Annotated in this window: 18 protein-coding genes; 11 read left to right on the plus strand and 7 right to left on the minus strand. The window is 63.5% G+C overall.

What is annotated here, in order from left to right; genetic code table 11:
• Window position 1: 1 nt before the first annotated feature.
• On the minus strand, window positions 2-475 hold the full coding sequence (locus E8E78_RS02605; protein ID WP_049275407.1) for a YMGG-like glycine zipper-containing protein: 474 nt from the start codon (window positions 473-475) through the stop codon (window positions 2-4).
• Window positions 476-620: 145 nt separating this feature from the next.
• On the opposite strand from E8E78_RS02605, the gene E8E78_RS02610 reads away from it, so the two are divergent.
• Genes E8E78_RS02610 through E8E78_RS02625 form a run of 4 tightly spaced genes read left to right on the plus strand, consistent with a single transcriptional unit; the run spans window position 621 to window position 4031 of the window.
• Window positions 621-1217: a paraquat-inducible protein A gene (locus E8E78_RS02610; protein ID WP_049275408.1), complete on the plus strand. Its 597-nt coding sequence runs from the start codon at window positions 621-623 to the stop codon at window positions 1215-1217.
• On the plus strand, window positions 1214-1843 hold the full coding sequence (locus E8E78_RS02615; protein ID WP_049275409.1) for a paraquat-inducible protein A: 630 nt from the start codon (window positions 1214-1216) through the stop codon (window positions 1841-1843). The genes E8E78_RS02610 and E8E78_RS02615 overlap by 4 nt, the downstream gene beginning before the upstream one ends.
• Complete coding sequence (locus E8E78_RS02620) at window positions 1843-3483, plus strand: MlaD family protein (RefSeq protein ID WP_049275410.1); 1641 nt, start codon at window positions 1843-1845, stop codon at window positions 3481-3483. The genes E8E78_RS02615 and E8E78_RS02620 overlap by 1 nt, the downstream gene beginning before the upstream one ends.
• 11 nt (window positions 3484-3494) lie before the next feature.
• The gene (locus E8E78_RS02625; RefSeq protein WP_049275411.1) at window positions 3495-4031 is read left to right on the plus strand and encodes a PqiC family protein; all 537 of its coding nucleotides are present in this window, start codon (window positions 3495-3497) and stop codon (window positions 4029-4031) included.
• Between the two features lie 18 nt (window positions 4032-4049).
• On the opposite strand, the gene E8E78_RS02630 is transcribed toward E8E78_RS02625, so the two are convergent.
• From E8E78_RS02630 to E8E78_RS02640, 3 genes are all read right to left on the minus strand, one after another.
• Window positions 4050-5564, minus strand: a complete 1515-nt coding sequence (locus tag E8E78_RS02630; RefSeq protein WP_049275412.1) for an MDR family MFS transporter — start codon at window positions 5562-5564, stop codon at window positions 4050-4052.
• Window positions 5565-5574: 10 nt separating this feature from the next.
• A complete protein-coding gene (locus E8E78_RS02635) occupies window positions 5575-6243 on the minus strand; it encodes a TetR/AcrR family transcriptional regulator (RefSeq protein ID WP_049275413.1) in 669 nt (222 codons plus the stop codon).
• 208 nt (window positions 6244-6451) lie between these two features.
• On the minus strand, window positions 6452-8206 hold the full coding sequence (locus tag E8E78_RS02640) for a phosphoethanolamine transferase CptA (protein ID WP_080889205.1): 1755 nt from the start codon (window positions 8204-8206) through the stop codon (window positions 6452-6454).
• Between the two features lie 204 nt (window positions 8207-8410).
• Here E8E78_RS02640 and E8E78_RS02645 point away from each other — a divergent pair, with 204 nt between their 5' ends.
• Window positions 8411-8566: a DUF2986 domain-containing protein gene (locus tag E8E78_RS02645; protein ID WP_016500341.1), complete on the plus strand. Its 156-nt coding sequence runs from the start codon at window positions 8411-8413 to the stop codon at window positions 8564-8566.
• A 140-nt stretch (window positions 8567-8706) separates the two neighbouring features.
• On the opposite strand, the gene E8E78_RS02650 is transcribed toward E8E78_RS02645, so the two are convergent.
• Together E8E78_RS02650 and E8E78_RS02655 are read right to left on the minus strand one after the other, a co-directional pair.
• The gene (locus E8E78_RS02650) at window positions 8707-9081 is read right to left on the minus strand and encodes a hypothetical protein (protein WP_041167779.1); all 375 of its coding nucleotides are present in this window, start codon (window positions 9079-9081) and stop codon (window positions 8707-8709) included.
• Between the two features lie 180 nt (window positions 9082-9261).
• Window positions 9262-9852 (minus strand): biliverdin-producing heme oxygenase, encoded by a 591-nt coding sequence (locus tag E8E78_RS02655; protein WP_049275415.1) that lies wholly within the window; start codon window positions 9850-9852, stop codon window positions 9262-9264.
• 119 nt (window positions 9853-9971) lie between these two features.
• Between E8E78_RS02655 and E8E78_RS02660 the strand changes: the two genes are divergently transcribed.
• Window positions 9972-10463: a GNAT family N-acetyltransferase gene (locus E8E78_RS02660; protein ID WP_049275416.1), complete on the plus strand. Its 492-nt coding sequence runs from the start codon at window positions 9972-9974 to the stop codon at window positions 10461-10463.
• Between the two features lie 13 nt (window positions 10464-10476).
• Here E8E78_RS02660 and E8E78_RS02665 read toward each other — a convergent pair whose 3' ends face one another.
• Complete coding sequence (locus E8E78_RS02665) at window positions 10477-11385, minus strand: LysR family transcriptional regulator (protein ID WP_016500337.1); 909 nt, start codon at window positions 11383-11385, stop codon at window positions 10477-10479.
• A gap of 93 nt (window positions 11386-11478) precedes the next feature.
• Between E8E78_RS02665 and E8E78_RS02670 the strand changes: the two genes are divergently transcribed.
• From E8E78_RS02670 to aroE, 5 genes are read left to right on the plus strand one after another with little or no spacing between them, the layout of a single operon-like run.
• Window positions 11479-12426, plus strand: coding sequence for a ketopantoate reductase family protein (locus E8E78_RS02670; RefSeq protein WP_049275417.1), 948 nt, complete (start codon window positions 11479-11481; stop codon window positions 12424-12426).
• Window positions 12423-12821 (plus strand): VOC family protein, encoded by a 399-nt coding sequence (locus E8E78_RS02675; protein WP_016500335.1) that lies wholly within the window; start codon window positions 12423-12425, stop codon window positions 12819-12821. Before E8E78_RS02670 ends, E8E78_RS02675 begins: the two co-directional genes overlap by 4 nt.
• Window positions 12818-13273, plus strand: a complete 456-nt coding sequence (locus E8E78_RS02680) for a MaoC family dehydratase (RefSeq protein WP_016500334.1) — start codon at window positions 12818-12820, stop codon at window positions 13271-13273. The genes E8E78_RS02675 and E8E78_RS02680 overlap by 4 nt, the downstream gene beginning before the upstream one ends.
• Entirely contained in the window at window positions 13270-14502 is a 1233-nt protein-coding gene (locus tag E8E78_RS02685) for a CoA transferase (protein WP_016500333.1), read from the plus strand. Before E8E78_RS02680 ends, E8E78_RS02685 begins: the two co-directional genes overlap by 4 nt.
• The gene (gene aroE / locus E8E78_RS02690) at window positions 14499-15317 is read left to right on the plus strand and encodes a shikimate dehydrogenase (protein WP_049275418.1); all 819 of its coding nucleotides are present in this window, start codon (window positions 14499-14501) and stop codon (window positions 15315-15317) included. Before E8E78_RS02685 ends, aroE begins: the two co-directional genes overlap by 4 nt.
• The last annotated feature ends 1 nt before the right edge of the window (window position 15318 follow it).

Raw genomic sequence — 15318 nt, forward strand, 5'->3', positions numbered from 1 at the left:
ATCAAGGGTTGACCTGATAGCCGCGCCCTTGCAGGCAGCCGGTGTAGGCACTGGCATGGGCCTGGGTTTTAGCCTGGTCCTCGCTGCGCCGATCCTGTCGCCGGTCCTGACGCTGGCGCATGCCGCCTACCGCTGCACCGGCGGCGGCCGTTTCGCCGGCACGGTTCTGCCGGTATTGCTGTTTGGCATCGTCACTGGCCCGGTCATACAGCTCCTCGTGCTGGTTGCCGCGCACTTGCGCGCCCACGGCACCGGCGGCGGCGCCTGCTGCTGCCCCACGCACCCGGCCACCGACATGGGCTTCGCTGGACGTCGCGGCGCTGTTCGCGGCGTTGGTAGCGACGGTATTGCAATCGTTGATGTCCAGTTGCATCTGCTGGCTGCTCTGGCCCTTGAGCGGCACGACCGACTGCGCCTGGGCTGCGGATGCGGCACACAACAGCACCAGCAGGTAACTCCACGTGAACGTACGCATGGCACACCTCCACCGGGCAGAAAGCCCGTTTCACAGGATAGTCCGTCATCGGTTGGGGATGGCGGATTTGTCTGCATGGTCTACACCGGATAACAGAGTTTGCCATTGCATGTGACCCTCACGTCGGGCTAACCGTGGACACGCCATGACCCAGCCCCAGGATCTGATCATCTGTGAGTACTGCAACACGGTGTACCAGCGTGCACCTTTGCTCAAGCACCAACGCGCCCTCTGCCTGCGCTGTGGCGGCGTGCTGTACCGGCACACGTCACTGACCATCGAGCAGCGGCTGGCCTTGAGTGTGACCGGCGGCATCCTGCTGGTGTTCGCCAACGCCTACCCGGTGATGACCATCGGCATGCAGGGGCTCACCCATTCGGCGACGTTGTGGGATGCGGTGCAGATCCTCAGCCAAGGCAGCATCACCTTCATCGCCCTGGTCATGGCGCTGTCGATCATCTTTGCGCCGCTGCTGCAGATTGCCCTGTTGTGCTGGGTGTTGAGTTTTGCCCTGGCCGGCCAGCGAGCCCCAGGTTTTGCCCTGTGCATGCGCGGCCTGGAGAGCCTGCGGCCGTGGAGCATGCTGGAAGTGTGCCTGCTCGGGGCCATGGTGGCAGTGATCAAGCTGGCCGGGCTGCTTGATGTGATCCCCGGCATCGGCCTGCTGGCCCTGGCCGCGCTGAGCATGCTCATCATCCACATCGCCGGCAAGGACATTCGCGACCTATGGGTGCAGGTATGAATTACCCGGCCAACGCCGACGAGCTGGGCCTTTGTCTGTGCCATGGCTGCGGCCAGGCCTGCGACCTGAGCAGCGGCGCACACGCCTGCAACCGCTGCGGCGCCGCCATTCACCGGCGCAAGGCCAATGCCATCGTTCGTGGCTGGGCGTTTCTGCTGGCGGCGCTGGTGTTCTACATCCCGGCCAACCTGCTGCCGGTGATGCACACCGAAATGCTTGGCAGTGGCAGCGAAAGCACCATTGGTGGTGGTGTGCTGGAGTTCTGGGAGGCCGGCGCCTGGGACATCGCGCTGATCATCTTCATTGCCAGCGTGGGGGTGCCTGCCATCAAGTTCTTCTCGCTCGGCCTGCTGCTGTTCACCGCCCAGCACCGTTCCACCTGGGCCTGTCGTCAGCGTTCGCAACTGTACCGCTTTGTCGAGCTGATCGGGTACTGGTCGATGCTCGATGTCATGGTGGTGGCGCTGGTGGCGGCGCTGGTGCAACTGCGCGGGCTGGGCACCATCGAGCCGCGGGTAGGCATCCTGTTTTTTGGCATGGTGGTGGTGCTGACCATGTTGTCTGCGATGAGCTTCGATCCACGCCTGATCTGGGATAGCCATGCCAACGAGGGGAGGCCGCACTGATGGGGCAACAGACTGACGAGCGCGAGGGCGCAGGCCAGGTTGAGGTACGTACCCGACGCTGGAGTGTGTCGCTGGTGTGGATCGTGCCGATACTGGCAATGCTGATCGGCGCGTCACTGGTGGTGCGCAACTGGATGCAGCAGGGCCCGGTCATTGCCATTTCCTTCCACTCGGGAGAGGGGCTGGTGGCCGGCAAGACCCAGGTCAAGTACCGCAGCGTGGTGATTGGCGAAGTCACGACGGTGGACCTGGCCGATGACAAGAAAAGCGTGGTCGCCAAGGTGCAGTTGTCCGACGATGCCCGCGCGTTCGCCACCCATGGCGCGCGCTTCTGGGTAGTGCGCCCGCGCATCGGTGTGGGTGGGGTTTCCGGGGTGGATACGCTGCTGTCAGGCAGTTTCATCGGGGCCGATTCCGGCGAATCGAAAACCCCGGAAAAGTCCTTCGTCGGCCTGGAACTGCCGCCACCTGTTACCTTCGACGAAAAGGGCAAGCGCTTTTTCCTCACCGCCAGCGACCTTGGCTCGCTGGATGTCGGCTCGTCGATCTACTACCGCAAGATCCCGGTCGGTGAGGTGGTGTCCTTTGCCCTGCAAGACGATGGCAAGGGAGTGGAGATTGGCGTGTTCGTGCAGGCCCCCTACGACAGTTTCGTCACCGCTGATAGCCGCTTCTGGAATGCCAGTGGCGTCGACATGCAGATTGGCGCCAACGGCCTGAAGGTTGATACCGAATCACTGTCATCGATCCTGGTGGGCGGGTTGGCCTTTGGTTCGCCCGATTTTGCCCCGCAGGCCGAGCCTGCTGCCGATCAGGCCCGCTTTCAGCTGTTTGCCGACCGAGAGTCCGCCTTGGCCCCGCCCAATGGCCAGGCGCAATACCTGCAGCTACGCTTCGACCAGGCCATGCGTGGCCTGTCGGTGGGGGCGCCGGTGGAGTTCAAGGGCGTGGAGTTTGGCCGGGTCACCTCCATCAAGCTGGACTACGACGCCGAGCGGCAGTCCTTCCCGGTGGTGGTCGATGCGGTGATCTACCCGCAGCGCCTCGGGCCGGTGCACCGCAAGATGCTGGCAGTGTTCAAGCACACCGAGGGCGACATGGATGGGGCGCGGCAGCTGATCGGCACCTTCGTCGAGCACGGGCTGCGGGCGCAGGCGCGTAGCGGCAACCTCATAACCGGGCAGATGTTCATATCCCTGGACTTTTACCCGGGTGCTCCCAAGGTGGCCTTCGACATGGCCGCCAACCCCATCACCATTCCCACCTTGCCGGGCAGCCTGGAACAGTTGCAGGAGCAGTTGCAGCGCGTGGTCGAGCGCATAGCCAAGCTGCCGCTGGAAAGCATTGCCAGCAACCTCGATGGTAGCCTGCGTGAGCTGCGCGCCAGCCTCAAACAGTTCAATGGCCAGACGTTGCCGGATGTGAAGGTGGCGCTGGACGAAGTGCACAAGACCCTGCGCACGGCCAATGCGGCCATTTCCGAGGACTCCCCGCAGCGCGAGCGGATGGGCGAAACACTGGATGAACTGGAGCGCATGTCGCGGTCGCTGCGCGACCTCGCCGACTACCTGGGCCGGCACCCCGAGTCGCTGATTCGCGGGCGGCCGAAAGCGGCCGGGGCCGCAGAGCTTGAACCCTGAGGAGACAGCCGATGCAACGACTGCGCAATGTGTGTGTGGCCAGCCTGCTGGTGTGGCTCGGGGGCTGCAGCAGTACGCCGAACAACTACCACACGCTGGTGCCGAACGAGCCGATGCGTGACAGCGGGCAGCACATCCGGGTGACCCGGGTTGTCGTGCCGCCCCAGGTGGATCGCCCGCAACTGGTGGTGCGGCAAGGGCAGAGTGGCCTGGCCATTCTGGAGACGGAATGGTGGGGTGCCAACCTGGTGGATGAGTTTCGCAGCGCCTTGCAGGACCAGCTGGGTGGGCCGGCGGGTGACGCCAAGGCGGCAGTGCGGGTGGACGTACAACGCTTCGATACGGTGCCGGGGCGCTATGCCTCGCTGGAAACCGTGTGGCGCCTGAAACTGGTGGGGCAGGCTGAGCTGACCTGCCGCACCTCGGTGCAGACTGCCGCTGACAACAGCATCACCAGCCTGGTAAATGCGCACCAGGCCAACCTGCGCAAACTGGCCGAGGCAGTGCGGGGCAGTGCCGCTCGGGGTAGCTGCTTGCCATCTGCCTGAAGGCCTGTCGACCTGTGTTCACGCCTGCGTGGCCTTGCGCAGCGGCACCTCGCGCAGCAGCCAGGACAGTGCGAAAGCCACGCTGGTGATCACCCCGGCCAGCAGGAACACACCATGCATTGCCCCGGAAAACGCCTGCAGGTAACTGTGCTGCAGGGCCGTGGGCAGGGCATGCACGGCGGCCGGCGAAAGGCTCGCGGCACCCCCGGCACTGGCGGCGAAGTCACTGCCCAGGTCGCCCAGCAAGCTGTGCGAGAACAAGGCGCCGAACAGCGACACACCGATGGCGCCGCCAATCGAGCGGAACAAGGTGGCCCCGGAGGTGGCCACGCCCATGTGGCGCAATTCGACGCTGTTCTGCACGGCCAGGATCAGCACCTGCATGACCATACCCAGGCCGGCCCCCAGCAAGCCCATGTACAGGTTCATCAGCGCCATGGGCGTGTCCAGCTGGAGCCGGCTGAGCAGGCCCAGGGCAATCACTTGCAGCAGGGTGCCGATGATCGGGAACACCCGGTAACGCCCCCAGCGGCTGATCAGCCGCCCAGTAATCGCCGACACCACCAGCAGGCCACCCATCAGTGGCAGCATCTGCAGCCCAGCACTGGTGGGCGTGGCGTTCTTCACCACCTGCATGTACAACGGCAGGAAGGTGACGGCGCCGAACAGCGACACCCCGACGATGAAACCGATCAGCCCGGCAAGCACGAAGGTCCGGTGACCGAACAGGTGCAGCGGCATGATTGGCTCGACGGCGCGGCGTTGTTCCAGGACGAAGCCGACCAGGCCGATCAGGGCGAACAGCGCAAGGCACAGCATGTCCAGCGACTGCCATGCCAGCAGGCTGCCGCCGAGGCTGGTGATGAGCACCAGGGCAGCCAATGCCACGGTAAGGAAGAATGCGCCGATGTAGTCCACCGTATGCCGTACCAAAGCCACGTGCGGGCGGAACACGCTGCCGATCACCAGCAGCGCCAGCAGGCCCAGGGGCAGGTTGATGTAGAAGATCCAGTGCCACGACAGCTGCTCGACCAGAAAACCGCCGATCAGCGGCCCTACAACGGTGGCCAGGCCGAACACGCCACCGAACAGGCCCTGGTAGCGGCCACGTTCGGCAGGCGGGATGACATCACCGATGGCGGCCATCGCCACTACCATCAAGCCTCCGCCACCCAGCCCTTGCAGGGTGCGGAAGGCGATCAGCTGGGCCATGTCCTGTGCTGCGCCACACAAGGCCGAGCCCAGCAGGAACAGCACGATGGCCACCTGCAGCACACGCTTGCGGCCGAACTGGTCACCGAACTTGCCATACAGCGGTACCACTACCGTGGAGGCCAGCAGGTAGGCGGTGACCACCCACGACAGCCAGCGCAGCCCACCGAGGTCGCTGACGATGGTTGGCAGTGCGGTAGAGACGATGGTCTGGTCGAGGGCGGCTAGGAACATCACCAGCATCAGCGCTGCCAGCAGCAGTGGAATGGAGGTTTGCGCGTCCGTTGCGGCGGGGGAAGTATCAGTGGATACAGGTTGCACAGTGCTTACCTCAGCTGGGGGTGGCGTTGGCCTGGGCATGCTGCAGGCCAGCGTCTTGCAGGCCTGCGAGGGCAAAGCGGTAAAGCTGCGCTGCAACGGCCTCGCTGGGCATCTGCAGAATCTCGTGCAGCGCCCCGGAGCCGCCGCGCGGGCCGATCAGCAGCATTGCCCACGGCGCTGTGACGCACAGGATGCAGCGGGTCAGGGCCGGTTCGTCGACCGGGATGGTGCTGACCTCGCTGAACAGCCCCTTGAGCAGTGACAGGCGCAATGGCGCGGCGGCCTGCAGATGCGCCTGGCCGTGAGGGCTGGGCGCGAGGATTTCTGCGGCCAGAACCCGCAAATGCCAGTTGTCCCGATCCTGGGTGGCCTTGTGCACCACCAGTTCCACCAGCACGCGCAGCTTTTCGGCTGGCGCGTGGTTGCCTTGAGTGATGCGCTGCAGGTCGCTGAGGTCGAGGAAGCGTTTGCGGGCCTCGTCGAGCACGGCCAGGTACAGGCCGTTGCGGCTGCCGAAGTGGTAATTGATCGAGGCCAGGTCGACTTCGGCCTTGGCCGCGACGGCCTTGTTGCTGGTTTCGGCATAGCCGAGCGCGGCGAACAGTTCGCCGGCGGCTTCGAGGATGCGGGTGCGGGTGACGGCGCCGTCCTTGCGGGGTTCGCGGGGGGCTGCGGACATGTTGGGTACTCTGCAAACCAGGAATATGGGCAGAGCGTTGTCGAGTCTTAATTTAAAATCAATTTAAATTTAATTTATACAGCAAACGGCCTATCGCGATTCTTGCGGGAGCAGCCTTGTGCTGCGAGGCGGCCGGTAGAGGCCACACATCCGTGTGCCTCCAATACCGGCCTGTTCGCAGCACAAGGCTGCTCCTACACGTGACGATCTACGGGTGATTACTGGCGGTTTCCTGCACCCGTTCGGGCTTGTCCAGCGGCAGGTGGTCGAATTCGCGCAAGCCATCCTTGCGGTACGGGTCGCCGATCCAGCGCGGTGCCACCACAAATTGCGGGCTCACCAGGCTCTTGGCCGGCTCGAAGCGGTCATAGCTCAGCCCGGCCAGGTCGGACAGGGTATGGATCAGGTGCGAGCTGCTGTAAGGGCGGTAGGCCATGGCCTGCATATCACGTGGGTGCTCGGCCTGCCAGCTGGGCGAGGTCCACAGCAGGAACGGGATGGTGTACATCGGCCGGGTCGGCGCGCCTTCGTTGCGCCCCAGGCGGTCGTGGTTGCCGGAGCTGTACACGTCTTCGCCATGGTCGGACAGGTACAGCAGGAAGCCATTGGGGCTGCCGGCCGAGTAACGCTTGATCAGGCTCGATACCACGTAGTCGTTGTAGCGCACCGCGTTGTCGTAGAAGTTGTAGGTTTCTACCTGGTCTGGCGTCAGCTCTTTCGGTACGCCCTGGCTGTCGGTGAAGTGCGCGTAGTCGTTCGGGTAGCGGAAGCGATAGTCCATGTGCGTGCCCAGCAGGTGGACGATGATGAACTTGTTCGGCGCAGGGTCTTGCAGGGCCTTCTCGAACGGTGCCAGCACCACGTCATCGTACTGGCTGGCGTTCTGGTTGCGCTGGTTGTTCAGGTATACCGGCGCGTCGGTCTGCTGCGAGAACGTGGTCAACATGGTGTTGCGCTTGGTCATGGTCTGCTGGTTGGTGATCCAGAAGGTCTTGTAGCCTGCCTGTTTCATCAGGTTGATCAGCGACGGGTCGGTGAGGAAACGGTCCGGGTTCTGCTCGTTGCCAAAGGTGAGGATCTGCTGCATTACTTCGATGGTGTACGGGCGTGGCGATACCACGTCGCGGAACACCGTCAACCCCTTGTCGCTGGCGGCCAGCGCGTCGAGGTTGGGCGTGGTGTCGCGGTTGTAGCCATACAGGTGCATGTGCTCGCGGGTGGTGGACTCGCCCAGCACCAGCACCAGCGTGCGTGGCGCCGTACCGCTGCTGTCACGCAGGTTTTGCAAAGGCGGCAACGCGGCGTTCTGCGCCAGCAACTTCTGCATGTTGTCCAGTTGCTGAAGGTACTGACGGTAGCCGACCAGCAGTTGCCAGGGCACTGCAGGCTCCATGCGCTGCTGCACTTTTTCGGCGGCATCGGCGAAGTTGCGCTCCTGGGTGACCATCTGCTTGTAGAACGGGTATACCAGGTTGGCTACCAGCAACAGCGCCACCACTGGCAGGCGGCTGCGCAGGGGCAGGGTGACCGGGCGCACGCGCTTCCACAGTAGCACCGCCACCAGCGTGTACAACAGCAGCGCCAGGCCCAGCCACACGCTGAAGTACTGGCTGAAGTATTCACCGGCTTCGGCGGTATTGGACTCGAACATGACGAAGATGACGCTTTGCGAGAACTCCTGGCGATAGATGCCGAAGTAGCTCAAGCCCACCAACGATGCAGCCCAAAGCACCAGGCCGATGACTGCCGCCGTGGCGCGGGTGAAGCGGGGCAGCAGCAGCACCGGGGCCAGCCACAGGCTACTGAGGAAGAACGCATCGCGAAAACCGGCGAAGCCGGTAGTCCCGCTAAACAGCAGCAACGCCTGGGTGACGCCGGAGAAGTACCAGAAGAACAGCAAAAGCCAGCCCAGGCCGGCCCAGTCCACGCGCGTGTGCGCGGCGGGGGATGTAGTGTGTGACACGTATGCCTCGTCGTACCTTGGCGGCCAGTGGATGTGCCCGTGACCGGAAAGGGCGTGACGCTAAGCTGCGGCGTGTGAAAATAACGTCAAGGTGGCGAGGAATAGGGGCCGGCGGGTAACCCAGCGCCATGTTTACTGGCGTAATGCGCAGGCCGCACAGGTATGATGTGGTCAGCGAAACCGCACTGACAGGCCCTGTGGACTATGAACCGTCGTAAGAAGATCAAGCAGCTATTGGAGGCGCATGCCAAAAAGGCCAATGCCAAACTGGCGCCGCGCAAGCCCAAGTACATCTGCAAGGCTGACCGCTTGAAGATGGAGGCAGAGGCGTCGGGGGATACCCCTCAGCTGGCCGATTGAAACGGACCGTGTAGGAGCGCCTTGTGTCGCGGTCGGGCCGCAGAGCTGCCCGTGCGATCTATGCATCAATATCGAAATTGTGGGGCCGCTTTGCGGCCCGATCGCGACACAAGGCCGCTCCTACAGGGATCGCGTCGGCTTCAACGGCGGTAGTAACGATGCTCGTCATGGTGGCGCTGGTGCATGGCCCGCTCATGGCGGCGCTCCCAATCACGGCGCCGTTCCCAGTCACGCCGCCGCTCCCAGTCCCGCCGGGCTTGCTCGCGCCGCCACTGCTCACGGCGCCAGTCGCTTCTGTGGTCATGCCAGCGGTCGTCGTCGTGCGCCAGCAGCGTGGCCGGCTGTGTATCGGCCACACTGGCCACCCTCGACCACGGGCTGCCGGCAGGCTGCAACGGTGACTGAACAGCCGGTGCCGGCGCCACCGGTGCTTTCATTTGAGTTGCTGATGCCGTGCCCACCGCCGCGAACGAGAACAGGCCGAGCAGCACCAACCTTGCGACATGTATTTTCATGAGCGAAGCCAACCTCTGATAACAATTGAGCCATCTGGCCAGCAGGTGTGGGGCGAACCTTTTCTCGCGTGCCGCGACCTTTCTGTGCCTCCCACATAGACCGGTAAACGGGAAAAAGTTCGCTGCAGCAACAACTTGTAGAACTTTTGACGCCTGATTACCCCTGTCCATACCCAATGCTCATCGGCCTGCGAACACTGCTCGCAGGTGTGCCCGATAACTGTCGAACGCGGCAATCGCCCCAACAATCACCTCGGCCTCTTCCTCGTCGTTCAGCACCAGGCCATCAAGCCTGGCCACGAACTCGCGCCAGTGCAGTGCACGACCATCGGGGTGCGGCGCCAGGTGGCGGGCACCCTCATTGCCATTCAGGCCCAGGCGCTGGGTCTGCTTGAACAGGAACGCGGCACCCAGGTTGGAGCCTTCACTGCAATACAGCCACCCCAGGGCCTGGGCCGGGCTGGCACTGACCGGTTGGGGGGGCGTTGGCAGCGGCAGGCCCAGATCGAGCAGGTCTTCCTCGACTGCGGCAAAACGCGACAGCTCAACCAGCCGCGGCAGCCACCGGTTCAGCTGCTCGTCCTGATACAGCGCCAGCAGGCTGCCGTGAAAGCGGTGCTGTACCTGCAGGAAGTGGCCATAACGCTCACGGCTCTCGAAAGGCCGCGCCGCCATCACCAGTTCGTCGACTTTGTCATGGTCGCTGCTGCTGGCCGCTTTCAGGCGTTTGCAGCGTCCTGGCGCTGTGAGAGGGAGTGGGGCAGCGGTCATAGGCGTGTCCGTGAGCGAGTAGGCAATGCGCCAATGATGCGTGCCATCCCAGGTAGGCGGCAAGCACAACGCTACTGGTTTACCATGCTTGACGCTTTCACGTTTCCAAGGAGTCAGCCATGAATACCCCGCAGTTCCGCACCCCCACTGTTGCAGACGCCGAGCGCTGCTACGCCATTGAAATCGGCGCCTATGAAGGGGATGAAGCGGCCACGCTGGAGAAGATCCGCACCCGCATCGCGCAGTATCCGCAAGGGTTCCTGATCCTGGAAAACGCAGGTGAGATCGTTGGCTTCATCAATAGCGGTTGCGCCCACGAAGTCGTCATGTCTGATGAAGACTTCAAGGAACTGATCGGCCATGACCCGGCAGCACCGAACGTGGTGATCATGTCGGTGGTGGTGGACCCGGTGCACCAGGGCAAAGGTTACGCCAAGCGCTTGATGGACGAATTCATCGCCCGCATGAAGGCCTCGGGCAAGCAGACCATTCACCTGATGTGCAAGCAGCAGCATGTGGCGCTGTACCAGAAGATGGGGTATCAGTACGTGAAACCGTCGCCGTCGGATCATGGCGGCATGGCTTGGCATGAGATGGTCATGGCGCTGTAACCACACGAATACGTCAGGCCGGTCGACCGAACAGGCCGTGGATCACTTCCCTGAGCCAGCGGTTGCCGCTGTCCTGGTGGTAGCGCGCATGCCAGTGCTGTTTTACCGTGAAACCCTCTACCGCAAATGGGCAATCGTGTACCTGCAGGTCATGCATGTCGGCAAGGGTGTGGCCGATATGCCTTGGCAGAGTGGCGACCAGGTCGGTGCTGCCGACGATCATCCCCAGCCCCAGAAACCCTGGTAGCTCCAGCACGATCCGGCGCTCGATACCGGCCCGGGCCAGGCCGGCCTCCAGCAACTTCTGGCCGGTCCCCGCGCTGATCTGTACATGGCCCTCGGCGTGGTAACGGGCCACGTCCATGCCGTGTGCCAGGCGCGGGTGCTGGCGGTTGCTCAGGCACACCCAGTCCTGCTCGAACAATACCTGCTGGTACATCCCGCCACCCAGCCAGGGCACAAAGCCAATGGCCAGGTCGGCCTCGCCCGACTCCAGGGCACTTTCGCTATTGCCGTCGATGCGCGCTGCCTCCAGGCGAATGCCTGGGGCATGGTTGCGCAGGTGGTTGAGAATACTGGGTAGCAAGGTGATATGGCTGGCATCGCTGACACACAGGCGAAAGCGCCTCTGCGCGGTGGCAGGGGTGAACTGTGGTTCCCACGCCGTCAGCCGACGCAGTGATTCAAGCACTTCGCGACAAGGCCCGATCAACTGGTCGGCGCGCGGAGTTGGGGCCATACCACCTGGGGTGCGTACGAACAACGGGTCGTTCAGTTGCTGACGCAGGCGGGCTAGCCAGATGCTGACGGTTGGCTGGCTCTGGCCTAACTGTTCTGCAGCGCGGGTGACGCTGCGGCAGTGATAAAGCAGGTCGAACAGTTGCAGCAGCTTGGGTTCAGGCAGTACGTCGGCGGCACTCATTATTGTAAATCTCAATGGGCGTATTAAGGTCATTGTATAGCCCGAATGAGCTGCGCTGCATAAGGTAATCGCAAACCACTGGAGGTCTGCGATTTGAAAATCTGCATTCTGGGTGCCGGCGCCCTGGGCTGCGCGATTGGCGCGGCATTGAGCGAGGCAGGGCACCAAACCTGGCTGCTCAACCGTAGCCGCGAGCACGTCGAAGCCATCAACCTGCACGGTTTACAGGTGCAGGACGAACACGGCGAGCGGCAAGTGCGTGTCAATGCCACCACCGATGCCAACGACGTGGGCGTGACTGACCTGGTCGTGGTGCTGGTGAAGTCGTTCCACACCGCCGAAGCGATTGCCGGTGCCACGGCGCTGCTCGGCCCGCAAACGCTGGTGCTGTCGCTGCAGAACGGCCTGGGCCACGAGGACATTCTGGCCGAGGTGGTCGGGCCGCAGCGCGTACTGGCTGGCAAGACCTATGTGGGCGGTGTGCTGCTGGCACCGGGGTCGATCCGTGCTGGCGTGGCGGGCAAACACACATACATCGGCGAGCTGGACGGGCAACTGACACCCCGCGCGCAGGCCATCGCCGAAGCGTTCAACGCTGCCGGGCTGGCCACCACGGTCAGCGACAACATCCTCGGCACCATGTGGGACAAGCTGCTGGTCAATGTCGCTACCGGCGCGCTCAGCGGTATCACCATGCTCAGTTATGGCCAGCTCTACAACGAGCCTTTGCTGGAGCAAACGGCCAAGGCCGCCGTGGCCGAGGCCATCGCCGTGGCCCGCAGCGCCGGTATCCGCTTGAGCCTGAACAGCCCTGATGCCGCCTGGCATCTGGCTGCCGAAGGTCTGCCATCGAGTTTCCGTACCTCGATGCTGCAAAGCCTGGAAAAAGGCTCGGTCACCGAAATCGACTTCATCAACGGCTCCGTCGTGCGCTGGGGCCAGCGTCATGGCATCGCTACACCCGTCAACGCCACCTTGGTGGCCTGTATCAAGGGCATCGAGCGCGCGATGGCCGATCACCAGAAAAGGGACAACGCATGAGCCAGCCAAAAGCCTACCTCGAACACGTCGCCTTCTGGGTGCGTGACATCCAGTGGCACATCCGCTTTTTCAGTGAAGTGTGTGGCATGACCCTGCGCGAAGTGCAGGGCAGCATCGAGCAGCCCGCTCAGTACTGGACGCTGGGAGGCCTGCAATTCATCCATCAGCCCGATTTCGACGGCCCGGAAGGGCGCATGGCGCACCTGGGCATCATGTGCGAAGACCTGGAGGCGGCGCTGGCTGCGGCGCAGCGCTTCGGTGTCAGCGAAATGCCCCAGGGCCGCAACTGGTTGCGCCTGCCTGATGGCCTGGCAGTGGAATTCATCCAGGCGCTGCCCAGGGCCTGTGTCGCGCAGGCATTGGCGATTGACCCGCGTGCGGAGGTACAGGCATGAGCGTGATTGAAAAGTACTGGGACGATGCCCGCGAAGGCGATGAGTGCATCAGCCCGACCTACACCGTGACCCGCGAGCGTATCCTGGCCTACGCCGACCTGACCGGGGACCACACCCCGGTGCATGTGGACGAGGCCTACGCCAATGCCAGCCACTTTGGTTGCCTGGTCGCCCATGGCCTGTTCGGCCTTTCGATTGCAGATGGCTTGAAGACCCAGTGCGCCTACCGCTTCCTGCCGGGCATGTCGCTGGGTTGGACCTGGGACTTCGTGTTACCCATCAAGGTCAACGATGTGCTGCACGTGCGCATGCGCGTGGGTGCGATGCGCCCGAGCAACAGCCGCCCAGGCTGGGGCATCGTGGTGCTGCCATCGGAACTGATCAACCAGCATGGGCAGGTCGTGCAGCGTGGCGAGCACCGGTTGATGGTGCCGCGGAGGGTGCAGGCATGAGCCAGGCATTGCCATTGGCGGGTATCCGCGTCATCGATTACAGCCACTTCCTTGCCGGCCCTTATGTCGGGCGCTGCCTGGCGGCGCTGGGCGCCGAAGTGATCAAGGTCGAACGACCGGGTAGCGGCGATGCTGGCCGCCAGCACGCGTTTACCCTGGACGATCAGCAGAGTGGCTACTTCCTGCAATTGAACATGGGCAAGCAGGGGGTCAGCGTGAACATGAAGGACCCGCGCGGCAAAGCCTTCATGCAGCGCCTTGCCGACTCGGCCGATGTGTTCATCGAGAACTACCGGCCGGGCGCGCTGGACAAGCTGGGGTTGGGCCATGCCGAGCTGTCGGCGCGTAATCCGCGCCTGGTGTATTGCTCGATTTCCGCCTACGGCCACACCGGCCCGGATGCCCATCGCGCCGGCTTCGGGCTTATTGCCGAAGCCAAGAGCGGGATCATGCAGATGGTCGGCGTGCCGGGTGAAGCGCCGCCACTGCTGCGCATTTCGCTGGGCGACATGTACACCGGCATCCACGCTGTCGCGGCTATCAACGCGGCGTTGCTGGGGCGGGTGAGCAGTGGCCGCGGCCAGCACATCGACATGGCCCTGTACGACACGCTGGTGTCGATGCATGAATACGCCGTGCAGTGCTACACGCTGTCCGACGGCACCGTGCTGCCCGAGCAGACCGGCCATGACATGCCCACGTCCACCTTGTATGGCGTATTCCGCGCCGCGGATGGCGACCTGGTGATTGCTGCCCAGGTCGATGATGCCTGGCAGCGTTTTGCAGCCATGCTCGAAGCCAACGGCGGCCCTGCAGGTTTTGGCAACGACAGCCGTTACCACAGCCTCAACGGCCGCAATGCCCACCGCGAGGCGATTCTGGCAGTGGTCCGTGATTGGGTGGGCGCGCGTTCGGTGGCTGACATCCTCGCCCTGCTCGACGCCATCGATATCCCCAGTGCCAAGGTCCAGCGCATCGACGAGGTGCTGGCCGACCCGCAAATCCAGGCGCGCAATATGGTCATCGAGCAGCAGCACCCGCGTTATGGCACCTTGCGCCTGCCCAACCTGCCGTTTCGCTTTTCCGACTGTGACACCACGATCCACCAAGTGGCCCCGGACCTCGGCCAGCACAATGCCGAAGTGGCCGCGGCGCTTGGCTTCAGCCCTGAAGAAATCACCGCCATGCAGGCAGACGGTGTGCTGTTTACCCACGGAGATGCACGATGAGCGACCGTTACGCAGTGATCGGCCGGCCGATCAACCATACCAAGTCACCGCTGATTCATGGCCTGTTCGCCCAGGCCAGCGGCCAGCACCTGGACTATGGAGCCATCGAGGGCTCGTTGGAAGGCTTCGAGGCCCAGGTGCTGCAATTTCGCGGTGACGGCGGGCTGGGCATGAACATCACTGCGCCGTTCAAGCTGCGCGCCTTCGAGTTGGCTGACCGGCGCAGTGAGCGTGCGCAATTGGCCCGTGCTGCCAACGCACTCAAGTTCGAAGATGGCTGCATCGTGGCCGAAAACTTCGATGGTATCGGGTTGCTGCGCGACATCGAAGACAACCTCGGTGAACCGCTGCGCAACCGCCGCGTGTTGGTGCTCGGTGCCGGGGGTGCAGTACGTGGGTCACTGTTGCCCTTTCTGCAGGCGGGGCCCAGCGAGCTGGTGATTGCCAACCGCGACATGAGCAAAGCCCTTGCTTTGCGCAACGAACTGGATCACCCCAGGTTGCGTATCAGCCGATACGAAGCGCTGCAAGGGCAAACCTTCGACATTGTGGTCAACGCCACTTCCGCCAGCCTGGTCGGGGAACTGCCGCCGTTACCTGGCGCGGTACTGGGCGAGACGCGGCTGGCCTATGAGCTTGCGTATGGCAAAGGCCTCACGCCGTTCCTGCACCAGGCGCGGGAGGCCGGTGTGGCACGGGTTGCTGATGGCGTGGGCATGCTGGTCGAACAGGCCGCAGAGGCGTTTGCCTGGTGGCGAGGGATACGGCCCGAAACCCGTGCTGTGATCGATCGCCTGACGATCCCGCTGGAGTAAG

It is taken from the genome of Pseudomonas sp. BN505, assembly GCF_029873175.1.
Taxonomy (GTDB): Bacteria; Pseudomonadota; Gammaproteobacteria; order Pseudomonadales; family Pseudomonadaceae; genus Aquipseudomonas; species Aquipseudomonas putida.

Bases quoted from the DNA above. Each gene is read 5' to 3' on its own strand.
- E8E78_RS02605 (WP_049275407.1), bottom strand. From the start codon at position 475: ATGCGTACGTTCACGTGGAGTTACCTGCTGGTGCTGTTGTGTGCCGCA.
- E8E78_RS02610 (WP_049275408.1), top strand. From the start codon at position 621: ATGACCCAGCCCCAGGATCTGATCATCTGTGAGTACTGCAACACGGTG.
- E8E78_RS02615 (WP_049275409.1), top strand. From the start codon at position 1,214: ATGAATTACCCGGCCAACGCCGACGAGCTGGGCCTTTGTCTGTGCCAT.
- E8E78_RS02620 (WP_049275410.1), top strand. From the start codon at position 1,843: ATGGGGCAACAGACTGACGAGCGCGAGGGCGCAGGCCAGGTTGAGGTA.
- E8E78_RS02625 (WP_049275411.1), top strand. From the start codon at position 3,495: ATGCAACGACTGCGCAATGTGTGTGTGGCCAGCCTGCTGGTGTGGCTC.
- E8E78_RS02635 (WP_049275413.1), bottom strand. From the start codon at position 6,243: ATGTCCGCAGCCCCCCGCGAACCCCGCAAGGACGGCGCCGTCACCCGC.
- E8E78_RS02645 (WP_016500341.1), top strand. From the start codon at position 8,411: ATGAACCGTCGTAAGAAGATCAAGCAGCTATTGGAGGCGCATGCCAAA.
- E8E78_RS02650 (WP_041167779.1), bottom strand. From the start codon at position 9,081: ATGAAAATACATGTCGCAAGGTTGGTGCTGCTCGGCCTGTTCTCGTTC.
- E8E78_RS02655 (WP_049275415.1), bottom strand. From the start codon at position 9,852: ATGACCGCTGCCCCACTCCCTCTCACAGCGCCAGGACGCTGCAAACGC.
- E8E78_RS02660 (WP_049275416.1), top strand. From the start codon at position 9,972: ATGAATACCCCGCAGTTCCGCACCCCCACTGTTGCAGACGCCGAGCGC.
- E8E78_RS02665 (WP_016500337.1), bottom strand. From the start codon at position 11,385: ATGAGTGCCGCCGACGTACTGCCTGAACCCAAGCTGCTGCAACTGTTC.
- E8E78_RS02675 (WP_016500335.1), top strand. From the start codon at position 12,423: ATGAGCCAGCCAAAAGCCTACCTCGAACACGTCGCCTTCTGGGTGCGT.
- E8E78_RS02680 (WP_016500334.1), top strand. From the start codon at position 12,818: ATGAGCGTGATTGAAAAGTACTGGGACGATGCCCGCGAAGGCGATGAG.
- E8E78_RS02685 (WP_016500333.1), top strand. From the start codon at position 13,270: ATGAGCCAGGCATTGCCATTGGCGGGTATCCGCGTCATCGATTACAGC.
- aroE (WP_049275418.1), top strand. From the start codon at position 14,499: ATGAGCGACCGTTACGCAGTGATCGGCCGGCCGATCAACCATACCAAG.